This window comes from Chitinophaga sp. (assembly GCF_039596455.1).
Lineage (GTDB): Bacteria > Bacteroidota > Bacteroidia > Chitinophagales > Chitinophagaceae > Chitinophaga.
In genome coordinates, this window is the sequence record NZ_JBCNJR010000008.1 from 252,154 (window position 1) to 270,720 (window position 18,567).

18 protein-coding genes are annotated in these 18,567 nt (G+C 54.6%); 10 read left to right on the forward strand and 8 right to left on the reverse strand.

Translation table 11 applies throughout. From position 1 onward, the window contains the following. Window positions 1-20: 20 nt before the first annotated feature. On the reverse strand, window positions 21-611 hold the full coding sequence (locus ABDW36_RS21940) for a tail fiber protein (RefSeq protein WP_343704072.1): 591 nt from the start codon (window positions 609-611) through the stop codon (window positions 21-23). A 337-nt stretch (window positions 612-948) separates the two neighbouring features. Further along, window positions 949-1,824, reverse strand: coding sequence for an NAD(P)H-binding protein (locus tag ABDW36_RS21945; RefSeq protein ID WP_343704073.1), 876 nt, complete (start codon window positions 1,822-1,824; stop codon window positions 949-951). Window positions 1,825-1,903: 79 nt separating this feature from the next. On the opposite strand from ABDW36_RS21945, the gene ABDW36_RS21950 reads away from it, so the two are divergent. Next, the gene (locus ABDW36_RS21950; RefSeq protein ID WP_343704074.1) at window positions 1,904-2,269 is read left to right on the forward strand and encodes a helix-turn-helix domain-containing protein; all 366 of its coding nucleotides are present in this window, start codon (window positions 1,904-1,906) and stop codon (window positions 2,267-2,269) included. A gap of 2 nt (window positions 2,270-2,271) precedes the next feature. Here the strand turns inward: ABDW36_RS21950 and ABDW36_RS21955 are convergent, their stop codons facing one another. Next, window positions 2,272-3,261: a helix-turn-helix domain-containing protein gene (locus tag ABDW36_RS21955; protein WP_343704075.1), complete on the reverse strand. Its 990-nt coding sequence runs from the start codon at window positions 3,259-3,261 to the stop codon at window positions 2,272-2,274. Window positions 3,262-3,387: 126 nt separating this feature from the next. Here ABDW36_RS21955 and ABDW36_RS21960 point away from each other — a divergent pair, with 126 nt between their 5' ends. Continuing rightward, window positions 3,388-3,876 carry an SRPBCC domain-containing protein gene (locus ABDW36_RS21960; RefSeq protein WP_343704076.1) on the forward strand — a complete coding sequence of 163 codons (489 nt, stop codon included), beginning with the start codon at window positions 3,388-3,390 and terminating at the stop codon, window positions 3,874-3,876. A gap of 73 nt (window positions 3,877-3,949) precedes the next feature. Here the strand turns inward: ABDW36_RS21960 and ABDW36_RS21965 are convergent, their stop codons facing one another. From ABDW36_RS21965 to ABDW36_RS21980, 4 genes are all read right to left on the reverse strand, one after another. Further along, a complete protein-coding gene (locus tag ABDW36_RS21965; RefSeq protein WP_343704077.1) occupies window positions 3,950-4,705 on the reverse strand; it encodes an SDR family oxidoreductase in 756 nt (251 codons plus the stop codon). An 85-nt stretch (window positions 4,706-4,790) separates the two neighbouring features. Then, the gene (locus ABDW36_RS21970) at window positions 4,791-5,171 is read right to left on the reverse strand and encodes an AraC family transcriptional regulator (RefSeq protein WP_343704078.1); all 381 of its coding nucleotides are present in this window, start codon (window positions 5,169-5,171) and stop codon (window positions 4,791-4,793) included. A gap of 23 nt (window positions 5,172-5,194) precedes the next feature. Beyond that, entirely contained in the window at window positions 5,195-6,085 is an 891-nt protein-coding gene (locus tag ABDW36_RS21975) for a DMT family transporter (RefSeq protein ID WP_343704079.1), read from the reverse strand. 46 nt (window positions 6,086-6,131) lie between these two features. Then, window positions 6,132-6,320, reverse strand: a complete 189-nt coding sequence (locus tag ABDW36_RS21980) for a DUF3606 domain-containing protein (RefSeq protein ID WP_343704080.1) — start codon at window positions 6,318-6,320, stop codon at window positions 6,132-6,134. Window positions 6,321-6,491: 171 nt separating this feature from the next. Between ABDW36_RS21980 and ABDW36_RS21985 the strand changes: the two genes are divergently transcribed. Then, entirely contained in the window at window positions 6,492-7,409 is a 918-nt protein-coding gene (locus ABDW36_RS21985) for an OmpA family protein (protein ID WP_343704081.1), read from the forward strand. Between the two features lie 91 nt (window positions 7,410-7,500). Here the strand turns inward: ABDW36_RS21985 and ABDW36_RS21990 are convergent, their stop codons facing one another. Continuing rightward, window positions 7,501-8,757 (reverse strand): PQQ-dependent sugar dehydrogenase, encoded by a 1,257-nt coding sequence (locus tag ABDW36_RS21990; RefSeq protein WP_343704082.1) that lies wholly within the window; start codon window positions 8,755-8,757, stop codon window positions 7,501-7,503. Window positions 8,758-8,949: 192 nt separating this feature from the next. Between ABDW36_RS21990 and ABDW36_RS21995 the strand changes: the two genes are divergently transcribed. From ABDW36_RS21995 to ABDW36_RS22025, 7 genes are all read left to right on the forward strand, one after another. Next, complete coding sequence (locus ABDW36_RS21995) at window positions 8,950-9,696, forward strand: DeoR/GlpR family DNA-binding transcription regulator (protein ID WP_343704083.1); 747 nt, start codon at window positions 8,950-8,952, stop codon at window positions 9,694-9,696. A 128-nt stretch (window positions 9,697-9,824) separates the two neighbouring features. After that, the gene (locus ABDW36_RS22000; protein WP_343704084.1) at window positions 9,825-12,902 is read left to right on the forward strand and encodes a SusC/RagA family TonB-linked outer membrane protein; all 3,078 of its coding nucleotides are present in this window, start codon (window positions 9,825-9,827) and stop codon (window positions 12,900-12,902) included. 18 nt (window positions 12,903-12,920) lie between these two features. Then, window positions 12,921-14,288 carry a hypothetical protein gene (locus tag ABDW36_RS22005; protein WP_343704085.1) on the forward strand — a complete coding sequence of 456 codons (1,368 nt, stop codon included), beginning with the start codon at window positions 12,921-12,923 and terminating at the stop codon, window positions 14,286-14,288. 320 nt (window positions 14,289-14,608) lie between these two features. Further along, window positions 14,609-16,048 (forward strand): Gfo/Idh/MocA family oxidoreductase, encoded by a 1,440-nt coding sequence (locus tag ABDW36_RS22010; protein WP_343704086.1) that lies wholly within the window; start codon window positions 14,609-14,611, stop codon window positions 16,046-16,048. A 30-nt stretch (window positions 16,049-16,078) separates the two neighbouring features. After that, window positions 16,079-16,807: a DUF1080 domain-containing protein gene (locus tag ABDW36_RS22015; protein WP_343704087.1), complete on the forward strand. Its 729-nt coding sequence runs from the start codon at window positions 16,079-16,081 to the stop codon at window positions 16,805-16,807. 10 nt (window positions 16,808-16,817) lie between these two features. Further along, entirely contained in the window at window positions 16,818-17,537 is a 720-nt protein-coding gene (locus ABDW36_RS22020; protein WP_343704088.1) for an orotidine 5'-phosphate decarboxylase / HUMPS family protein, read from the forward strand. A gap of 3 nt (window positions 17,538-17,540) precedes the next feature. Then, window positions 17,541-18,566 (forward strand): zinc-binding dehydrogenase, encoded by a 1,026-nt coding sequence (locus ABDW36_RS22025; RefSeq protein WP_343704089.1) that lies wholly within the window; start codon window positions 17,541-17,543, stop codon window positions 18,564-18,566. Window position 18,567 lies beyond the last annotated feature (1 nt).

Sequence of the window (18,567 nt, forward strand, 5' to 3'; positions counted from 1 at the left end):
GTTGATAAAGTGATGTGCTCCTAGCTCCTGGAAGGGAAAATACCCTGCGTTGCAATCAGGTAATTCATGGCCAGGTAAGGGTTCTGAATGCTGAAAGGCTGGTTGCCGCCGGCTATGCCTATAGCCACATTGCCGCTGATTTTACCGGGGGCCAGCGTGCTGCTGCCGTCTTGCTTGGCATAAGCCTTTACAGTAATGGCGGTAGGCCCGCTGCCTATAGTGGGTACCTGTGCAGGCACCATGTCTGCGGCGGGAATGTTGGTAATACCATCGGCTGTACTGGCAGAAGGTATCATGCTGAGCCCGCTTGCATCCGCAACGTGGTTGTGTGCCGGCATGTTGATAGTAAGCAGCGTGGCAGATTCTGTTCCACCCATCTGCCCCAGTACATAATTGGAAAGGCCCGGACCCTGGCCAATGCCGATGGGCGCCCGGCCCCGGAGGTCAGGCAAGGCAAAAGTGTTCCGCCCGTCGCCGCCGTAGGTAGTGCCCAGCAATGAAAATAATGCGGAGTTCTGGGCAATAGAGAGCAGCTGCCCCTGGCAGAAGGCCCAGCCCCTGATAGCGAAATCGCCGCCGAAAATGCAGATAAGTGCAAGGTAAGCTTCCATAGACTATATGATTAAGGAGTAAACAATATCTTTTTTGAAAAGCGATTGTTCTGCTTAAATGAATTTCAGCTAAAGACATCCTGGAAGACTGATACGGACGGGAGATACATTACTCTGCCGAAGTTTAGTATTGGTTTTTTATAGGTTACTGGGCAACCGGGTAAACATAAGACTTCTCAAGGGTCGAAATGTGAAACGATGGTTCAAATATAGGGCATATCTTCATTTTTCCGGTAAAAATATTATGCACTTGTGGCTTAACCCGGCTGCGCTATTGCAAAAAAGCCTGCAAACCGTTTTTGCATCCGGCTTTGCAGGCTTTGCTTATTTCATCGTTTTACACCTTCTCCGCAAACTCCTTCGCAAAATCTTCCAGCTTCACCTTGCCGCTTGCAGGAGCGCCCTGCTTTTCAAAATCAGCCTGCAGCTTGCCGCTGCGGAAACCTGCGCCCATCTCTGTGTACAGTCCCGCTATTTCTTCCGGCAACCCTGCCTGTGTCATGCCTTGCAGGGATTGTTCGTCTGTAAACTCCACCCAGGGCATGTCTGTTTTGCCGGCTGCCTGGCCCAGTACTTTGGCCAGATCTGCCGCCGTCCGCACATCACTCACTACGTAGCGGATTTTTTCACCGGAAGGTTTTTGCAGCTCTTCCGCCGCTATGGCCGCAATATCCCGCGGGTGCACCAGCGGTACCCGCGTAGCGGCAGGGTAGTTGGCGCCCATAAAACCCTGGCTTTTGATCAGGGGGATGTCTGCATAAAAGTTCAGGTAGAAATACCCGGCGCGCAGGTACGTGAAGGCCGTGGCCTGTATCTTGTTATAGAACTGTTCTATGTTGTACAGCGCTGCAATAGGGCCGTTGCCGCCTGGCAGGTCTGCGCCTACGCTGCTCAGCACTACTACCCGCGGTACGCGCGCCTGCTGTATGGCCGTGGCCAGCGCTTCACCGGCTTTGGTGTTGTTGGCTACAATGTTGGAGCCACCCATGCCCGGAGGCGTCATGGCATATACGGCATCCGCACCGGTGAAGGTGCTGGTGAGAAAAGCAGCATTGCCCAGGGAGCCAATGGCGGCGGCGGCGCCCAGGGCCTCAATGTCTTTCTGCCTGTCTGCACTGCTGCTGATAACAGTTACCTGGTGGCCGGCGGCTATCAATGTGGTGGTTAACGGTTTGGCGGTGTTCCCTAAAGAACCTGTAACTATGATTTTCATGATAATTGTTTTTTAATTCCGGGAACAAAGGTATCTTTGTACTTACTTTTTGACAAGTACTTACCCTGAAGTATGTATCATGACAGCTATCAAACAATCATCTGTTATACAGGAAAACAAGCAGTATGCGCTGGACCTTTGCCCGGTCACCTACGTAATGGAGAAAATAGGCGGCTACTGGAAGCCTATCATCATTTACCACCTGGCCGGCGGCCCCAAAAGGTATAGTGAACTGAAGCGGGCCATACCCGCCATTACGGAGAAAGTGCTGATTCAGCACCTGAAGCAGCTGGAAGAAGATAACCTGGTAGTGCGGGAGTCTAAGCCCGTGGTGCCGCCTTTTGTAACCTACCGGCTGAGCAAGGCAGGGCAGGGGCTGCAGGCGGTGATTGATGCCATGGAAACATGGGCGGTGAAAGACAAGGCGGGGAAATTCAAAAAGTAAAGCTACACCAGCGCCTCCTTGTTGTATTTGTTCCGGTACGCTACCGGCGATATGCCTGTGATCTTTTTGAACACTTCCCGGAAAGCTTTTATGTCCGAATATCCCACGTCATACATCACTTCATTGATGGTTTTCCGCGTAGTCTCGAACGCTTTTTTGGCAGACTCTATCTTGACCCGCTGGGCGTATTCTACCGGCGTGTTGCCCGTGGCTTTGATGAAGCGCCGGTCAAAGTTGCGCCGCCCCACGGCAAACCTGGAAGACAGTTCTTCTACGGATATTTTTTCATGCAGCCTGTTTTCAATATAGGCTTGGGCTTCTATCACCATCTCGTCTCCATGCTGTTTCTGGCCCCTGAATATGGTGAAGGCAGACTGGCTTTGCCGGTCCATTTCGATCTGGAATATCTTGGCGCAATAAATGGCCGTTTGCCGGTCATAGTACTTTTCTACCAGGTAGATCACCAGGTGAAGGAAAGAGTACGCCCCGCCGTTGGTATAGATGCCGTTTTCATCTGTGATGAGTTTGTCCGTTTGCAGGTTCACTTTCGGGAACAAGGCCCTGAATGCGTCTCCGGCAGACCAGTGGGTGGAGCAGCTCCGCCCGTCAAGCAGGCCCGCCGCAGCCAGCATGAAAGCGCCGGTGCACATGCTGGCTATTTCAGCGCCGCCAATATACTGCTGTTCTATCCAGCTGATCAATTCCTGGTTGCCGTTCAGCGCCTCCCGGTAATCACGCACCAGGGAAGGGATGATGATGAGATGCGTTTGCCGGATGGCCGAAATATGTATTTGCGGCTTTACGGAAAACAGGCCGTCGTATACTTCCGCTTTTTCTGAAACACCGGCCAGCTCTATCCTGAACGGCTTTTCCCTGCCGGTTTCCACCCAATGCCCGTTGGCCCGGGTAAATATCTCGTAGGTGCCCACAATGCTGGCAATGGTACTGAGGTTGCTCTGCCCGTCAGGCACTATGATGGTAATGTGTTTCATGCACGGTGTTTTGGCAAAGGTAGGCATTTGCCATGTCCAGATCACCCCGCTATAAAGTCCATTTTGCCACCCTTCCAAGCCATATCTAGACGGTAGCTTTGTATCTCACACACTAAACGGTCAATCATGGAAAATCAAAGTTTCACTGCCACGCTGCTGGTCAGCCAAACCCCGGAAGAAGTTTTTGCCGCTGTTACAAACCCCCGTGCCTGGTGGTCAGAAGAAATTGAAGGCGGCACCGCAAAGCTCAATGACGAGTTTTATTATCATTACAGGGACGTTCACCGTTGTACCATGAAGCTGGTGGAGGTGATACCCGGTAAGAAAGTAGTATGGCATGTGCTGGATAACTACTTCAGTTTCACGGAAGACCAGGCCGAATGGAAAGACACCCGGCCCACTTTTGAGATATCAAAGGAAGGAGACAAGACCCGCCTCCGTTTTACGCACCAGGGGCTGGTGCCGTCACATGAATGTTACGAGATCTGCCATAATGCATGGACGAACTACATCACCAGCAGCATGTATGACCTCATCACCACCGGTAAAGGGCGGCCCAACACCAAAGAGGGAAATGAATTTGAAACAACCAGGCCAGACCGCGTAAGCAGTTAAGCTGGCGCTGCCAGAAATGCAACAAGCGCTCACGGTGAAATGAGCGCTTGGTTGCGTGTACATGTTTGCATGGTTACCGCGTGGTATACCCTCCGTTCGCAAAAATGGTTTGCCCCGTGATCCACCAGCCGTCTGAAATCAGGAACTCCACCAGCGGGGCAATGTCTTTGATATCCGTCAAGCCGCCCAATGCGGAAGCAGATTTGTGATAGGCTACCGCATCTTCAGACTCCTGCCCGTAGAAGAAGGGCGTGTCCATAGGGCCGGGAGCTACCGCGGTGACTGAAATTCCCCTTTCGCCAAACTCCTTGGCCGCCGCGCGCGTGAAGTGCTCAACCGGCGCTTTCAATCCCTCGTAGGTAGAATAATACCCCGTAAAAGCCGCCAGCAGCGAGGTTACAATGGTGCAAACCTTGCCATTGTCATTCAGCTTTTTACCGGCTTCCTGTATAAAGAAATAAGCCAGCTTGGAGTTGATGTCAGCCATGCTGTCATACTCGGCTTCCGTTGTTTCCACAAAGGGTTTCTTCAGCACCTTGCCTGCAGTGTTGATGGCAATGTCTATGCCGCCGAATTTTTTGATGGTTTCGTCAAACAGCTTCGTGATATTGCTTACCTGCGTCAGGTCCGCCTGGAATGTGAAGGCTTCGCCGCCGGCCTCCTGAATGGCTGCCAGCGTATGGTCCGCATCAGATTTTGTACCGGCGCTGTTATAGTGGATGGCCACTTTCGCTCCTTTGGCGGCGAGTTTTTTGCTCAACAGGCCGCCCAGGTTCTTGGCGCCGCCTGCAATTAACACAACTTTCCCTTTGAGATCGTTTCTTGCCATATTGATTCTTTTTTGATGAACAGTATGGCAAATCTCACCAAAGCGGCCGGATACCTTATGGTGAACTTTTGGGAATTTCCGCCGGTCAGCCTTTTAATTGTGCTTTCCTGTAATCTCCCGGTGTCTGGCCGGTGAGCTTTTTGAAGAACTTGCTGAAGTTGGAAGGGTCATAGGTTAATGTGAGCGCAATTTCTGAAACGGGCAGGCTGGTTTCCGCCAGCATCTCCTTGGCCTTGAGAATGATCTTCTGATCATAAAAGTGGCAGGGGTGATGCCCCAGCAGCTGCTTGACGGTATCCGTCAGGTGATAGTGCGAAATATAGAGGGCTGCGGCAATTTGCCGGAGCTGCAGCATTTGCGTGGCTTTTCCCTGCACCAGGTCATCAAGATGCCCGTCAAGGAACTGCAGGTATTGCTGCACAATTTCTTCCGGCCGGCTGGTATTTTGTGGCGCTGCTTTCTTCATGGTGTCCGCTTGTAGCCTTGAAGTTATGATTTTTTCCGTGCCCGTTGCACCAGGTAGAGACCGGCCACCACCAGCACTACGCTGGCCAGGGTGTACAGGCTGAGCGGCTCGCCCATGAGCGCGGCGGAAATGCCGAAACCGAAAATAGGGCAGAGGAACAGCCAGAACGATGCGTTCACGGGATTGTCTTTCAGCAGGTACAGCCACAGCAGCACGGCAATGATGGATACCGGTATTACCAGCCACAGCGTGGCCAGCAGCCAGGTAAGATTAAAATGGTTCAGGCCGGGCTGGTACCAGGCGGCCATAAGCGGCAACAGGAAAATGCCGCCGAAGAGCGTTTGCCAGCCGTTGATGGTGAAGATGTGCAGGTCTGTCCACACGCGGCCGGAGAAATAAATAGACCCGATAGAATAGGCTACCATGCTCAGCAGTACCATGCTGAGCCCCCAGGGAGTGGCGTAGCTGTCTGCCATCAGCGGCCATGCCGCCACGCCAATGCCGGCCAGGCACAGGAGCAGACTCACTACAGTAACCGGCCGCAGCGGCCTGCGCAGCCATATGGTGCTGAGCAGACTGATGAATACGGGATTGGTGGCGGCGGCCAGGGCGCCCAGCCCGGCAGATACCTCCGTCATGCCCACTACGTAAATGCCCAGGTACAGCGAGATGTTGAACAGGCCGTATATGGCCACCTGCCGCCATTCTTTGCCCTTCGGCAGGCGTTTCTTCAGCAGCACGTGGGAAATGAAAAGCATAATAGTGGCCGCCATGAAAAAGCGCGGTACAAACAGCACAAACGGCTGCACGGCGCTCAGGCCCACTTTGGTGCCGGCGGAGGCAGAGGCCCATAAAAATGCGAAGATGATACCCGCCAGTATCAGCTTGCCACGCGGCGCGCTTGTAGATGGCATGAAACGAAAGCAATGGGTTTTGCAAAGCGGCCGTAAAAATAGGTAATTATGCTTTCCCTTTGCTCAGAAAGGCCTCAATATCTTGCCGGAAAGGCCCTTTGGTTTTAATAGCTTCCCTGATCTTTTCATGCGTTTTCCAGGGAAATTGCTGATGCAGGTATTCAACCTCGGAGGGGTCCTTTGCGTCTACACGGATGTCATCCTGCTTGCCGGTTAATTTTTTATCGTCACTCATTATATAGGATTTTATACAACAGGAGCAGCAAAAAGAAAGCCAGCGGCAAACGTACTAAAGCCGTTTGCAAGTGATTGTGGCACAATGGCATCCATTTACTGGCACAACCTTTGCAGACACCCGTTTGTTATCCACTTGAGGTAATAATTCTTCATATTAAATAACAAACACATGAGAGTACCGGTTTTATTATCATCATTAGCGGTGGTAGCCATTTTAGGAGAGGGTTGTGTGAGCAACAAGAAGTTTAGCCAGTTACAGAGCAGTTATAACGAATTACAGAACCAGAACAGGGCATTGGACGGTAAATACCAAGCCTCTCAGCGTGAGCTTTCAGGCGCCACCACACGGGTGCAAAGCCTGGAAGAACAAATAGCTGCGCAGCGTAACAACCTGGTGGCGCTGCAGGCCGCGTTAGACAAATGTCTGAACTCCACAAGCCAGGGTAATGTGAACATTTCCAAACTGGTAGACGAGATCAACGCTTCCAACAAATACATACAGCACCTGGTGAACACCAAGAACACCAGCGACTCCCTGAACCTTGTGCTCACCAACAACCTCACCCGTTCCCTCAGCCGGGAAGAGATGCAGGATGTTGACGTGCAGGTGCTGAAGGGCGTAGTGTACATTTCGCTGTCAGACAAGATGCTGTACAAATCCGGCAGCTACGAGATATCAAGCACCGCCGGGGCCACGCTGGCCAAGATTGCCAAGATCATCAAAGATTACAAAGACTATGACGTGCTGATTGAAGGTAATACGGACAATGTGCCCATTTCCAAGACCAACATCCGCAACAACTGGGATTTGAGCGCCCTGCGCGCCTCTTCCGTGGTGCAGTCTTTGCAGAACGATTATGGTGTAGATCCTAAAAGGCTCACAGCGGGCGGCCGGGGCGAGTACAACCCGATTGCTTCCAATGCTGACGATGCAGGCAAAAGCCGCAACAGGCGTACGCAGATCATCATCACGCCCAAGCTTGACCAGTTCATGGAGCTGATAGAAAAAGCGCCCGATGCGGAAGATCCTGTAACTCCAGCAGCGCCCGCAGGCAATACGCAACCACCGGCAGGTAACCAGCAATAACAGCGGGTAACCCCACAATAAAGCAGAGGGGCTGCATAAAAAGTAACCATTTACTTTTTATGCAGCCCCTTTCTTATGTACAGCCGAGTGCTTACTTCTTCGATATCTTATACAGCCGCCCGCCGTCAGTAACGGCATACAGGGCGCCGTCTTTTCCTTCCGTTACGTCACGGAAACGCTGCTTTTCATCTGCCAGCAGCCTTTCTTCACCCACAACCTTGTTGTCTTTGATCACGATGCGGGCAATGTGCTGGCTGCTCAGGCCTGCAATGAACAGGTTGTTCTGCCATTCAGGAATAGCGTTGCCGGCATAGAAGGTGATACCGCTGGGGGAGAGCACGGGGTCCCAGTAGTACACCGGTTGCTCAAGCCCTGCTTTCTGCTGTATGCTGTCACCTATCTTTTTGCCGCTGTATTCCAGGCCGTAGGTAATGGTGGGCCATCCGTAGTTTTTGCCCGGCTCAATGCGGTTCAGCTCATCACCGCCGCGGGGGCCGAATTCGGTTTCCCACAGATCGCCTGTAACGGGGTGGAAGGCCAGGCCCTGTACGTTGCGGTGGCCGTAAGAATACAGCTCGGGCCGTGCATCCTGCCTGTTGGCAAAGGGATTGCCGGCTGCGGGTTTGCCGTCTTTGGTGATGCGTATGATTTTGCCCAGGCCGGATTGCAGGTCTTGCGCCTGCGGGCGGGTGGCCAGATCTGAACGTTCTCCGGTGCTGATGACCAGGTTGCCTTCCTTGTCAAACAGGATGCGGCCGCCGTAGTGGAGCGTACCGTCATAAGCCGGTGTAGCGCGGTAGATCACGGTGGCGCCTTCTATTTTCTTTTCATCTGCAGACAGTTTGCCTTTTGCTACCGCCGTCAGGTTGCCATCGGGCAGCTTTTCGGAAAATACCCAGTATACCATCCTGTTGCTGGCAAAGTCAGGGTCAACACGGAGGCCCAGCAAACCGCCCTGGCCGCCTGAGTTAACGGCCGGAAGACCGGTAATGGGCTCGCTTACTTTTCCCTCTAGTGTGGCAATGCGCATGGTGCCTTTCTTTTCCGTGATGAGGAAGCGGCCGTCCGGCAATTGTGTGATGCCCCAGGGAGATTGCAGGTCACTGCTGAGCACCTGGCTTTGATAGGGGGTGGTGGTGGTTACACCGCCAATCCTTGTCTGGCCGGGGAATGCGGGTTTGTAGTCAGTGTTGGCGGCCTTGGTTTCCACAGGCGCGGCAGAGCTGTCTGCCGGCGTTGCAGCACTGTCAGCAGGCGTTTTGGAATGATTGCCGCTGCTGCCCTGGCCGCAGGAGGCCAGCACCAGCGCGCCGCCTAAACAGATAGTAGACAGAAATTGCTGAGACAAATGCATAATTGATGGTCTTTTATTCACCCAAAAATAAGCTATACCGCTGTATAAAGGGGAAAGATTTACATGCCTGAAACACGCACTTCCCTTGCCGAAATATGCATGTTCCAGAAAAAATCATGCATTTTTGTGCGGGAAGTGGGTATTTTGTTTACCTTCATATGGCTAACAATTCAACAACCCCGCTATATGCTCAAAGAAGAAAGACAGAACGTTATTCTTCATGAGGTCAACCTCCACAACAAGGTGCTCACCACGCATCTTGTAGAGCGGTTGAACGTGTCTGAAGACACCATCCGGCGAGACCTCAATGAGCTGGCAGACGCGGGGAGGATCATCAAAGTGCATGGCGGCGCGCTTTCCCGCTCTTTCCACAACTCCTTCAACATTACAGACATTTATTCCCTGCCTGAGAAGAAACGTATTGCGCAGAAAGCCATCGGGCTGATACAGGACGGCATGTTCGTGTTCACCACCGGCGGCACCACCATCCTGGAAATGGCCCGTGCGCTGCCGCCGCAGCTGCGCGCCACTTTTTTTACCGGCAGCCTGCCCGCAGCATTTGAATACCTGCAGCACCCGCATATTGAGGTGATACTGATAGGTGACAGGCTGTCCAAAAGCTCGCGCATTACGGTAGGAGGCGGCGCTATTGCGCAGATCAGGCAGGTGAAGGCAGACCTCTGTTTCCTGGGCACCAACGCCATAGACATTCATGCAGGCCTTACAGATAACGACCTTGATGTAGTGCAGGTGAAAAAGGCCATGGTAGAATCCGCATCAAAAGTTGTTTCGCTGGCTATATCGGAAAAGATCAACACGGCCCAACGGCTGAAGGTTTGCAACGCAACAGACATCGACATCCTGATTACGGAACTGGACCCGCTTGATGAATTATTGGCCCCCTACCGCGATGCAGGTATGGAGGTACACTGACAGGCTATTATCATGATCGCTGACAATGACGTCTCCGGGCAGCAGCCCGGCTGAATGCATCTCCTGTATTCAATACGGTGAACAAGTCTTTCTTACTTCCTTTTTCTAACGCCAAAATTGAGATCATTATGAGAAGTCCACTTAGACTCCTGCACAGAAGATGGCAAGCGCTTCCGCTTATCATCTTGTTCCAGCTGCTGGCCTGCCTGGTTACGGCGCAGGTCCGCATCAGCGGAAGAGTTACCTCCCCCGCGGGCCAGGGGCTGCCCGGCATTACGGTGCAATTGCGCGGTACCAGCACCGGCGCCACCACAGATGTAGAAGGGCGGTACAATTTTACCACCAATGCAAAGCCCGGCAGCTACATGCTTGATTTTTCCGGTATCGGCTTCAAGTCGGCGCCGCAAAGCATCACCATCGGCAGCAGCCCGGTTACGGCAGATGCGGTGATGCAGGAAGACGTGCTGAATATGGATGAAGTGGTGGTGATCGGTTCCACCCTCCGGCAATCCAGGAAACAGCTGGGCAATACGGTCAACTCCGTGAACGCCAAACAGCTGACCAACACCGGCTCAGGCAACCTCGGCGCGGCGCTGCAGGGCAAGGTGCCGGGCGCGCAGATCACACAAACTTCGGGAGACCCGGCTGGTGGCATTTCCATCCGTATGCGGGGCACCAGTACTATTAAAGGGTCTTCCGAGCCGCTATACGTGATAGACGGCGTAGTGATCAGCAACGCCACTACTAACGTTACCAACCTTAACGTAACCACAGACCCCGGCCAGCGAAACGAGTCCAGCGCCGAAGTGGGCACTAACCGTATGGCAGACATCAACCCGAACGATATTGAAAAGATAGACGTAATACCGGGCGCTTCCGCATCAGCCATCTATGGCTCCAGGGCCAGTAACGGCGTGGTGCTGATCACCACCAAATCCGGGAGAACGGGTGCGCCGAAAGTTGATTTCGGCACCAGCATCATCGTGAACGAGCTCCGCAAGCGAGTGTATATTTCCACCTACGGAAAACAGTTTGGCTCCGCCACGCTGCGCCTGGGCAATATCAGTGACGGGCCGGCTCCCAATGTGGTATATACGCGGCCGGACGGGCAGGTGAGAAGGCTCTCTACCGGCCTGGTAGACGTAACCCGTTATGATTATCAAGACCAGATATTTCATACCGGGCTGGGTACTGATAATTATGTATCTGTTAGCGGCGGCACGGAAAAGACAAAGTATTATTTCTCCGGCGGCTACTATAAAAATGAAGGTATTATCCGGAATACGGATTTCAGGCGCTATAACTTCAAAACCAGGGTGGAGCAAACCATTGGCAAATACATTACCCTGGTAGGCGGCGTAGCGTATACCAACAGTTTTGCCAACGAGAAGCCGAACGGCAATGTTTTCTGGGGCCCCATCAATTCCGTGAACATCACCAACAATATTTACAACATTGAAGAAAGGGACGTGGCCGGAAACCTCAAAAACGTAGAGCCTACCCGCGTGAACCCCCTGAGCGTGATAGAGGACATGCATCTTACACAGGCTGTAAGCCGCACCATCAGTGACTTGCAGGTAAAGATCAGGCCGGTGGAGGGCTTGAGCATTGATTATGTACTGGGCGTAGACAATTACAGCCAGGAAGGGAACAACCTGATTGAACGGTACCCATACATTGCGGCGCAGGAAGGAATAGGGTATGTGTCAAGCGCCATGGTAAATTCCTACCTGATCAATAATGATGTCAATATTTCCTACAACGCGCGGATGGGAGATTTTTCTTCTCTCACTACCGCCGGGTTTAACCACCAGTACCAGAAGATCACAGGCCTCTTTAATGAAGGGCGTGACCTGCTGAACGGCATCACCACCATCAACGGCGCAGCCACCCGGCTTGACCCGCGTTATACATATGATCAGCGGCAGATATTCGGCGGTTTCCTGCAGGAAACCTTCGGCTACAAGAACATAGCCTTTATTACCGCTGCGGCCCGTATAGACGGCAGCACATCTTTCCCGAAAGACACCCGCACTTACTTCTACCCCAAACTGAGCGGTTCTTGGAGCATCAGTGACATGGGGTTCTGGAGCGATATGGGCAACTGGTTCACCTCCGCCCGTCTCCGCGCATCCTGGGGGCTGGCCGGCAACCTTTCGGGCATCGGCTCTTACGACCGGTTCTCCACTTATCTTCCGCTCAGTCTCAACGGCGTGGCCACCTATAACATCAACCCGCTGTTGGGAAACGAGCTGGTAGAGCCGGAAAGGTCAAGCGAAATGGAATTCGGAACAGACCTCTCTTTCCTGAATAACAGGCTGGGTGTCATTTTTACGATCTATAACAAAAAGATAGTAGACGCCTCCCTGCTGGTAGACCGCGTGCTGGCCCCGTCTTCAGGTGGCAGCAGGCGTACGGAGAACGTAGGAGATCTTACCAACAAAGGCTGGGAACTGGGCATCAATGCAACGCCGGTTTCTAATAAAAACTTTACATGGACAGTGGGTGGCTCACTGGCCAGGAACAAGAACCTGGTAACGGCTTCCAGCCAGGTAACGCCTATTACCTTGCCCAATGCTGCAGGTTCATTGTCTGTAATACTGGCTGGTGAACCGCTGGGCGTATTCTACGGAAATTATTTTGAGCGGGACGGCAAGGGAGGCATGGCGCTGGATGCTGAAGGAAGGCCCATTGCCGCCATAGATCCCACTACAAAAGTGCTGTTGCGCAGAGTGCTGGGCAGCCCTCACCCTGACTGGCTATTGAGCTTTAACAGCAGCCTGTCTTACAAAAAACTCAGTCTCAGCTTCCTGCTTGACGGAGCGCTGGGACAGGAGATATTTAATGCGGACAGGAGAACACGCCAGGGCGTAGGCATCGGAGATTATTCCGAAAGGGAAATAAAAGGCGAGCTGCCCCGCGGGTACATCTTTGCCATTTACAATACTGAAGAATGGAGGGTGGAGAGCGGATCATTTGTGAAGCTCCGGGAAGTAGCCTTGTCTTATGAGTTGCCTTCCTTTGCCAGCTTCATCAAATCGCTCTCCGTTTCCCTGGTAGGCCGCAACCTCATCAGCTGGGACGATTATGACGGCTACGACCCGGAAACCAACGCAGGCGGCAACAGCTCCGTGCTGCGCGGCATAGATTTCGGCAACGTGCCCATTCCGCGCACTTACCAGTTGTCTTTAAGAGCCAGTTTCTAAACCCAAACACGAACAGCCATGAAAATGATCCATATACAACAGATCGCTTTATTGCTTTTGCTGGGAACGGTATTTCCCGTTGTTTCCTGCAATAAAGAATACATCAACCCCAGTTCGGCATCGGTACCCAGTGTTACCACCAGCCCGGACGCGTTGATGAACCTTTGCGCCGGCCTGCAGCGCCGCTTTACCATTGGCAGGCAAAGCCCCCTGTATTGCGCGCCCGTGGGCGGTGCGTATGGTGTGTACGCATTGTATACCCTCAACATCGGGAACACTACGGAGAAGGAGCTGGAAACGGGCAAAGGCGCCATTACCCTCAATAACTCTGTGGTAACGCAGATGTGGACGCAATGCCTGCTGGGCCGCACGGAAGCGGAAACGGTGCTGAACAACCTGGACGTAGCCACGGAGGCGGGAGACAGGGTAGGGCTGAAAGCCTACGCCAGCATCTTTTACGCACTGAATATAGGCACGCTGGTACAGTTTTATGAGCACATACCGCTGGCCACGGAAAACAATGCGGCGTTCAGCCCGCGCGCGGAAGCGCTGCAACGCGTTATCTCCGTGCTGGAAAGCGCGGATGCAGACCTGGCCACCACCAATCCCAGCGCCAAGTTCATCAGCCGGATACCTGGTACTGTTCCGCCCGGCACAACAACGCGTGTGCCTTCCATCGACATGAAAAACACCGTGAAGGCGCTGCTGGCAAGGTACTACAACATCCAGAGCATGATCACCGGCACCTACGATGCCGCTGTGGGCAACAAAGCCATTGCCGCCGCGGCCGCGGCCAGCCAAACCATTCCGTCAACGTTCACTTTCTCCACCGCCACTACCAACCCGCTGGGAGAATGGAACGCCACCGTCAACGTGTTTGGCGCTATTGACTCTACCCTGGGCCTGCGCAACGGGCTGGCGCCGGTGCCTGCGGCTTCAGATCCGCGGGTGGGTTTCTACATCAGCCAAACCGGGCCCACCACTTACCCGCTGAAAGCCTTTGCGCTCAATACCACGGCCATATACCCGGTATACCTGCCGGGAGAAATGAGCCTCATCATGGCCGAGAACTACGCCCGGCAGTCGCAGTTTGTACAGGCCAAAACGGCGCTGGACGCGGTGCGTACCAAAACAACGGACGTGTTCGGCATCGGTGCGTCTCAACCGCCCTACAGCGGGGCCATGACCATGCCGGCGCTGCTGACGGACATCTACAAACAAAGGAGGCTGGAGATGTTCATCAGCGGGCAGGAGCTGGAAGACAGCCGCCGCTTTGGCCGCCCCGGCCCCAACCAGCCAGGTGAGGAGCGGAACCGCAACTTCTATCCCTACCCCTTGATAGAAAGGGACAATAACGTGAATACGCCGGCAGACCCTGCCATCTGACGGTATATATTATTTGGAAAGACCGGCCCTGCGGCCCCTGTGCTACCATCACAGGGGCCGCAGCTTAACGGCCGGTTCTCTTGCAACCATACGCCCATCAAATATCCCCCGCAATCTGCACCCGTTTGCCCGCAGGACCCGGCCCTTTTTTTGCCCCATGTACCCGCCGTCGCTTTTAAGATAACATCCGCTACAAACAGGAAAATATCGTATAACATCCCAGCCGGCATAATTAGGATATTTGTTACATGAGGCGGCCGGTAAAACCCTGTATAATGGCCGCAGCCACGTTACATACCACTCACCAAAAACCAAAGCACATGCATTCGGATTCCCGTCGCAACTTTATCAAAACAACGGCCATGGCGGCCGCGGCGTTTACCATTGTGCCCCGACACGTACTAGGCGGCAAAGGCTACCTGGCCCCCAGTGACCGGCTGGTGATTGCCGGCGTAGGCGTAGGGGGAAAAGGGCGCTCAGACCTCAGCAGCTTCTTCCAGAGCGGCAAGGCAGACATCGGTTTCCTCTGTGATGTGGATGACCGTATGACGGCCGCCTCCCGCGAGCGCTTCCCCAAAGCGAAGTTTTACAAAGACTGGCGGGAGCTGTTTGACAAGGAGTCAAAAAGCTTCGATGCCGTGTCTGTTTCCACACCAGACCATAACCACGCGGTTATTGCCATGGGCGCCATGCAGCTGGGCAAACACGTGTATGTACAGAAACCTCTCACCCACGATATTTACGAAGCCCGCATGCTCACCAAAGCGGCAGACCGTTATAAAGTAGTAACGCAAATGGGCAACCAGGGCGCTTCGGGAGACGGCGTGCGGCAATTGCGCGAATGGTACGACGCCGGCGTGATCGGTGATGTGCATACCGTTTACATCTGGACCAACCGCCCCATCTGGCCGCAGGGCATTCCCTGGCCCAAAGAAAAACCGCCGGTGCCGAAGGAGCTGGACTGGGACCTCTGGCTGGGCACGGCGCCGCAAAAAGATTACGTAGACAACCTCATACCCGGCAGCTGGCGCGGCTGGTGGGACTATGGTACCGGCGCCCTGGGAGACCTGGGCTGCCACCTCATAGAAGCCCCCTTCCGCGTGCTCAACCTGAAATATGCGCTGGATGTGCAGGCCAGCGTAAGCAGCGTGTTCACCGCCTTCGGGCAGCGCGGCTTTTTCCCGGACAGTTGTCCACCGGCCAGCCATGCCACGCTCACCTTCCCCAAAACAGACAAAACAAAAGGCAAGGTAACGATGCACTGGATGGACGGCGGCATCAAACCCGAAAGGCCGGAAGAGCTGGGGCCCGATGAGCTGTTCGGAGACGGCAACAGCGGCATCCTGTTCATTGGCAGCAAAGGCAAGATGATGGCCAGTGAATATGCGGCCAACCCGCGGCTGCTGCCGCTCTCGCGCATGCAGGAAGTGAAGGTGAAACAAACGCTGGCCCGCGTGCCGGGCAGTGCGGACGGGCATTATGCGCAATGGGTGGAAGGCGCCATTGCCGGTTACGGCAACATGGAGCTCAGCTCTCCCTTCAGCCTGGCCGGCCCGCTCACGGAAGCAGTGTTGATGGCCAACCTGGCCATCAGGGTGGCGGATATTCCCGTGCCGCGCAAAAGCGGCCGGGGTAATGACTATCCGGGCAGCAACACCAAGCTGCTCTGGGACAATGAGAACATGCGCGTTACCAATTACGATGCCGCCAACCAGTTCGTGAAACGGGAATACCGGCAGGGTTGGGGCAGCCTGGGATGATCCTTTTTTTTAACCGAAAAACTATCTGTTATGAAACCTTCAGTATGGCTTGGATTAATGGCGATAGGCCTTTATGCAGCGCCGGATACCGCCCAGCCGGCGGGTACATTTGCTGCCGCTTCTCAGCTGGGTATTGAGCGAAATAGCGCCGTTCCGTGGGCGTATAACAGCGTGGAAAACGCCCCTCCGCAAAACGGCTGGGTATCCCTCTTTGACGGCAAATCCCTCAAGGGCTGGAAAGTAGGCGAGAACGCCGGTACCTTTTCCGTGGAGAACGGTACCATTGTAGTGCACGGCCCGCGCGCGCACCTTTTTTATGTGGGCGATGCGGCGCAGCATAACTTCAAAAACTTCGAGTTTGAGGCCAAAGTAAAAACAACGCCCGGCTCCAACTCCGGTATTTATTTCCACACCGCCTACCAGGAAAAAGGCTGGCCGGAAAAAGGCTTTGAAGTGCAGGTGAACAACTCGCACACAGACTGGAAAAGAACTTCCAGCCTCTACGATATCAAAGACATCAGGGAGGTGCATGCCGCGGACGACGTATGGTACACCCAGTACATCCGCGTAGAAGGCAAGCGGGTTACGCTGAAGGTGAACGGGAAAACGGTGCTGGAATACACCGAGCCGGACAATGTAGCCGCCCCGGAAGGCCACGTTGGCCGGGTGATTGACCGCGGCACGTTTGCCCTGCAGGGCCACGATCCGAAAAGCAAGGTATACTACAAGGATATAAAAGTGCGGCAGCTGCCGGATTAAAAACAAGTACATGAAACCGATTGTACAGATATCGCTCGATCTCACCAACATTGACGAAGCCCTCGAAACCGCCGCGCTGGCCATGCGCGCGGGTGTAGACTGGCTGGAAGCCGGTACGCCGCTCATCCTGGCGGAGGGCCTGCATGGCGTGAGGAAGCTGCGCGAAGCCTTTCCCGGCGTGCCCATTGTAGCAGACCTCAAAACCATGGACGGCGGTTACCTGGAAGTGGAGATGATGGCCAAAGCCGGCGCCACACACGTAGTGGTGATGGCCAGGGCCCATGAAGAAACCATTCACTGTGCCGTAAAAGCCGGGCGGGACTTTGGTGTAAAGGTGATGGGAGACAACCTGGGCTGTCCGGATATGGTGGAAGGCGCCCGCCAGCTGGAAGCGCTGGGGTGCGATTATGTGATCCACCACATCGGGTATGACGAGCGGCGTGGCATTGCGGCGCGAGGCCAGCGCATGCCCAGCCCCTTAGACCAGCTGCGCCAGGTGGTGGCCGCGGTGAAGGTGCCGGTACAGGCCGTGGGCGGCCTTTCGCTGGAGCAGGCCATCCGCTGCCCGGAGTACGGCGCGCCGCTGGTAGTACTGGGCGCCCCCCTGACTATAGACGCCGATGCTTTTAAAACGGCAGACGGCAACCTGGAAGCATCCCTGAAACTGATATGCGATAAAATTCATGCCTATGGCGACGTAGCTGTAGGGCATGCATCCTTAAATCATTAGCACATGAAATCAGCCGCTGTAGTCAACTACGCTCCGGAAAAAGGAGCGGTGGAAATACGTGAGATACCCAAACCGGAAACAGGCCCTGACGACGTACTGCTGGAAGTAGCGTACGTAGGCGTATGCGGCAGTGACCTCCATCAATGGACCAATGGCCATAGCTGGCCGGTCAATTACCCCGTAGTGCTGGGCCACGAGTTTGCAGGCCGCATTGCAGAGCTGGGCGCCGCCGTTACCGGCTGGCAGGTGGGAGACAGGGTGGTGAGTGAAACCGCTGCTATCATAGACCCTGCCAACCCCATGTCTAAAATAGGCCTCTACAATCTTGACCCCACGCGCAAAGGTTTCGGGTATGGCGTAAACGGGGCCATGACGCGGTACGTGTCTACCCCCGCCCGCTGCCTGCACCGCATACCGGAGCATCTTCCTTTTGAGCATGCCTGCCTCACGGAACCTTGCTGCGTAGCCTATAACGCCGTAGTGAACAATGCGCGCCTGCGCCCCGGAGACCGGGTGGTAGTACTGGGCCCCGGCACCATTGGCATTCTCTGCGCCGCGGTGGCGCACCTCTGCGGTGCAGACGTAGCTGTGGTAGGGCTGGAAGGAGACCGCGGCAGGCTCAGCATTGCGGAGCAATACGGTTGCGAAGCTATTGTTGGCAGCGCGCGAGACTGGGCCCGTGCGCAAGACGGGCTGGGCGCCGATTGTGTGATAGACGCCGCTGGCGCCAGCGCCACCCTCCAGGTAGCCATGGAGCTGGTACGGCCCAACGGGCACATTCTCAAAGTAGGCTGGGGCCCGCAGCCGCTGGGCTTTTCGCTGGACCAGCTGGTGCAGAAGAACGTAACCCTGCAGGGCAGCTTCAGCCACAACTGGCCCGTGTGGGAGCGGGTGATTGCGTTGCTGGCCAGCGGCCGGCTGGACGTAAAGCCCATCATAGGCGGTATATGGCCCCTGGCGCAATGGCACGATGCGTTTGAGAAAATGCACCGCGGGGAAGTAGTAAAAAGTATCATTAAACCGGCATAAC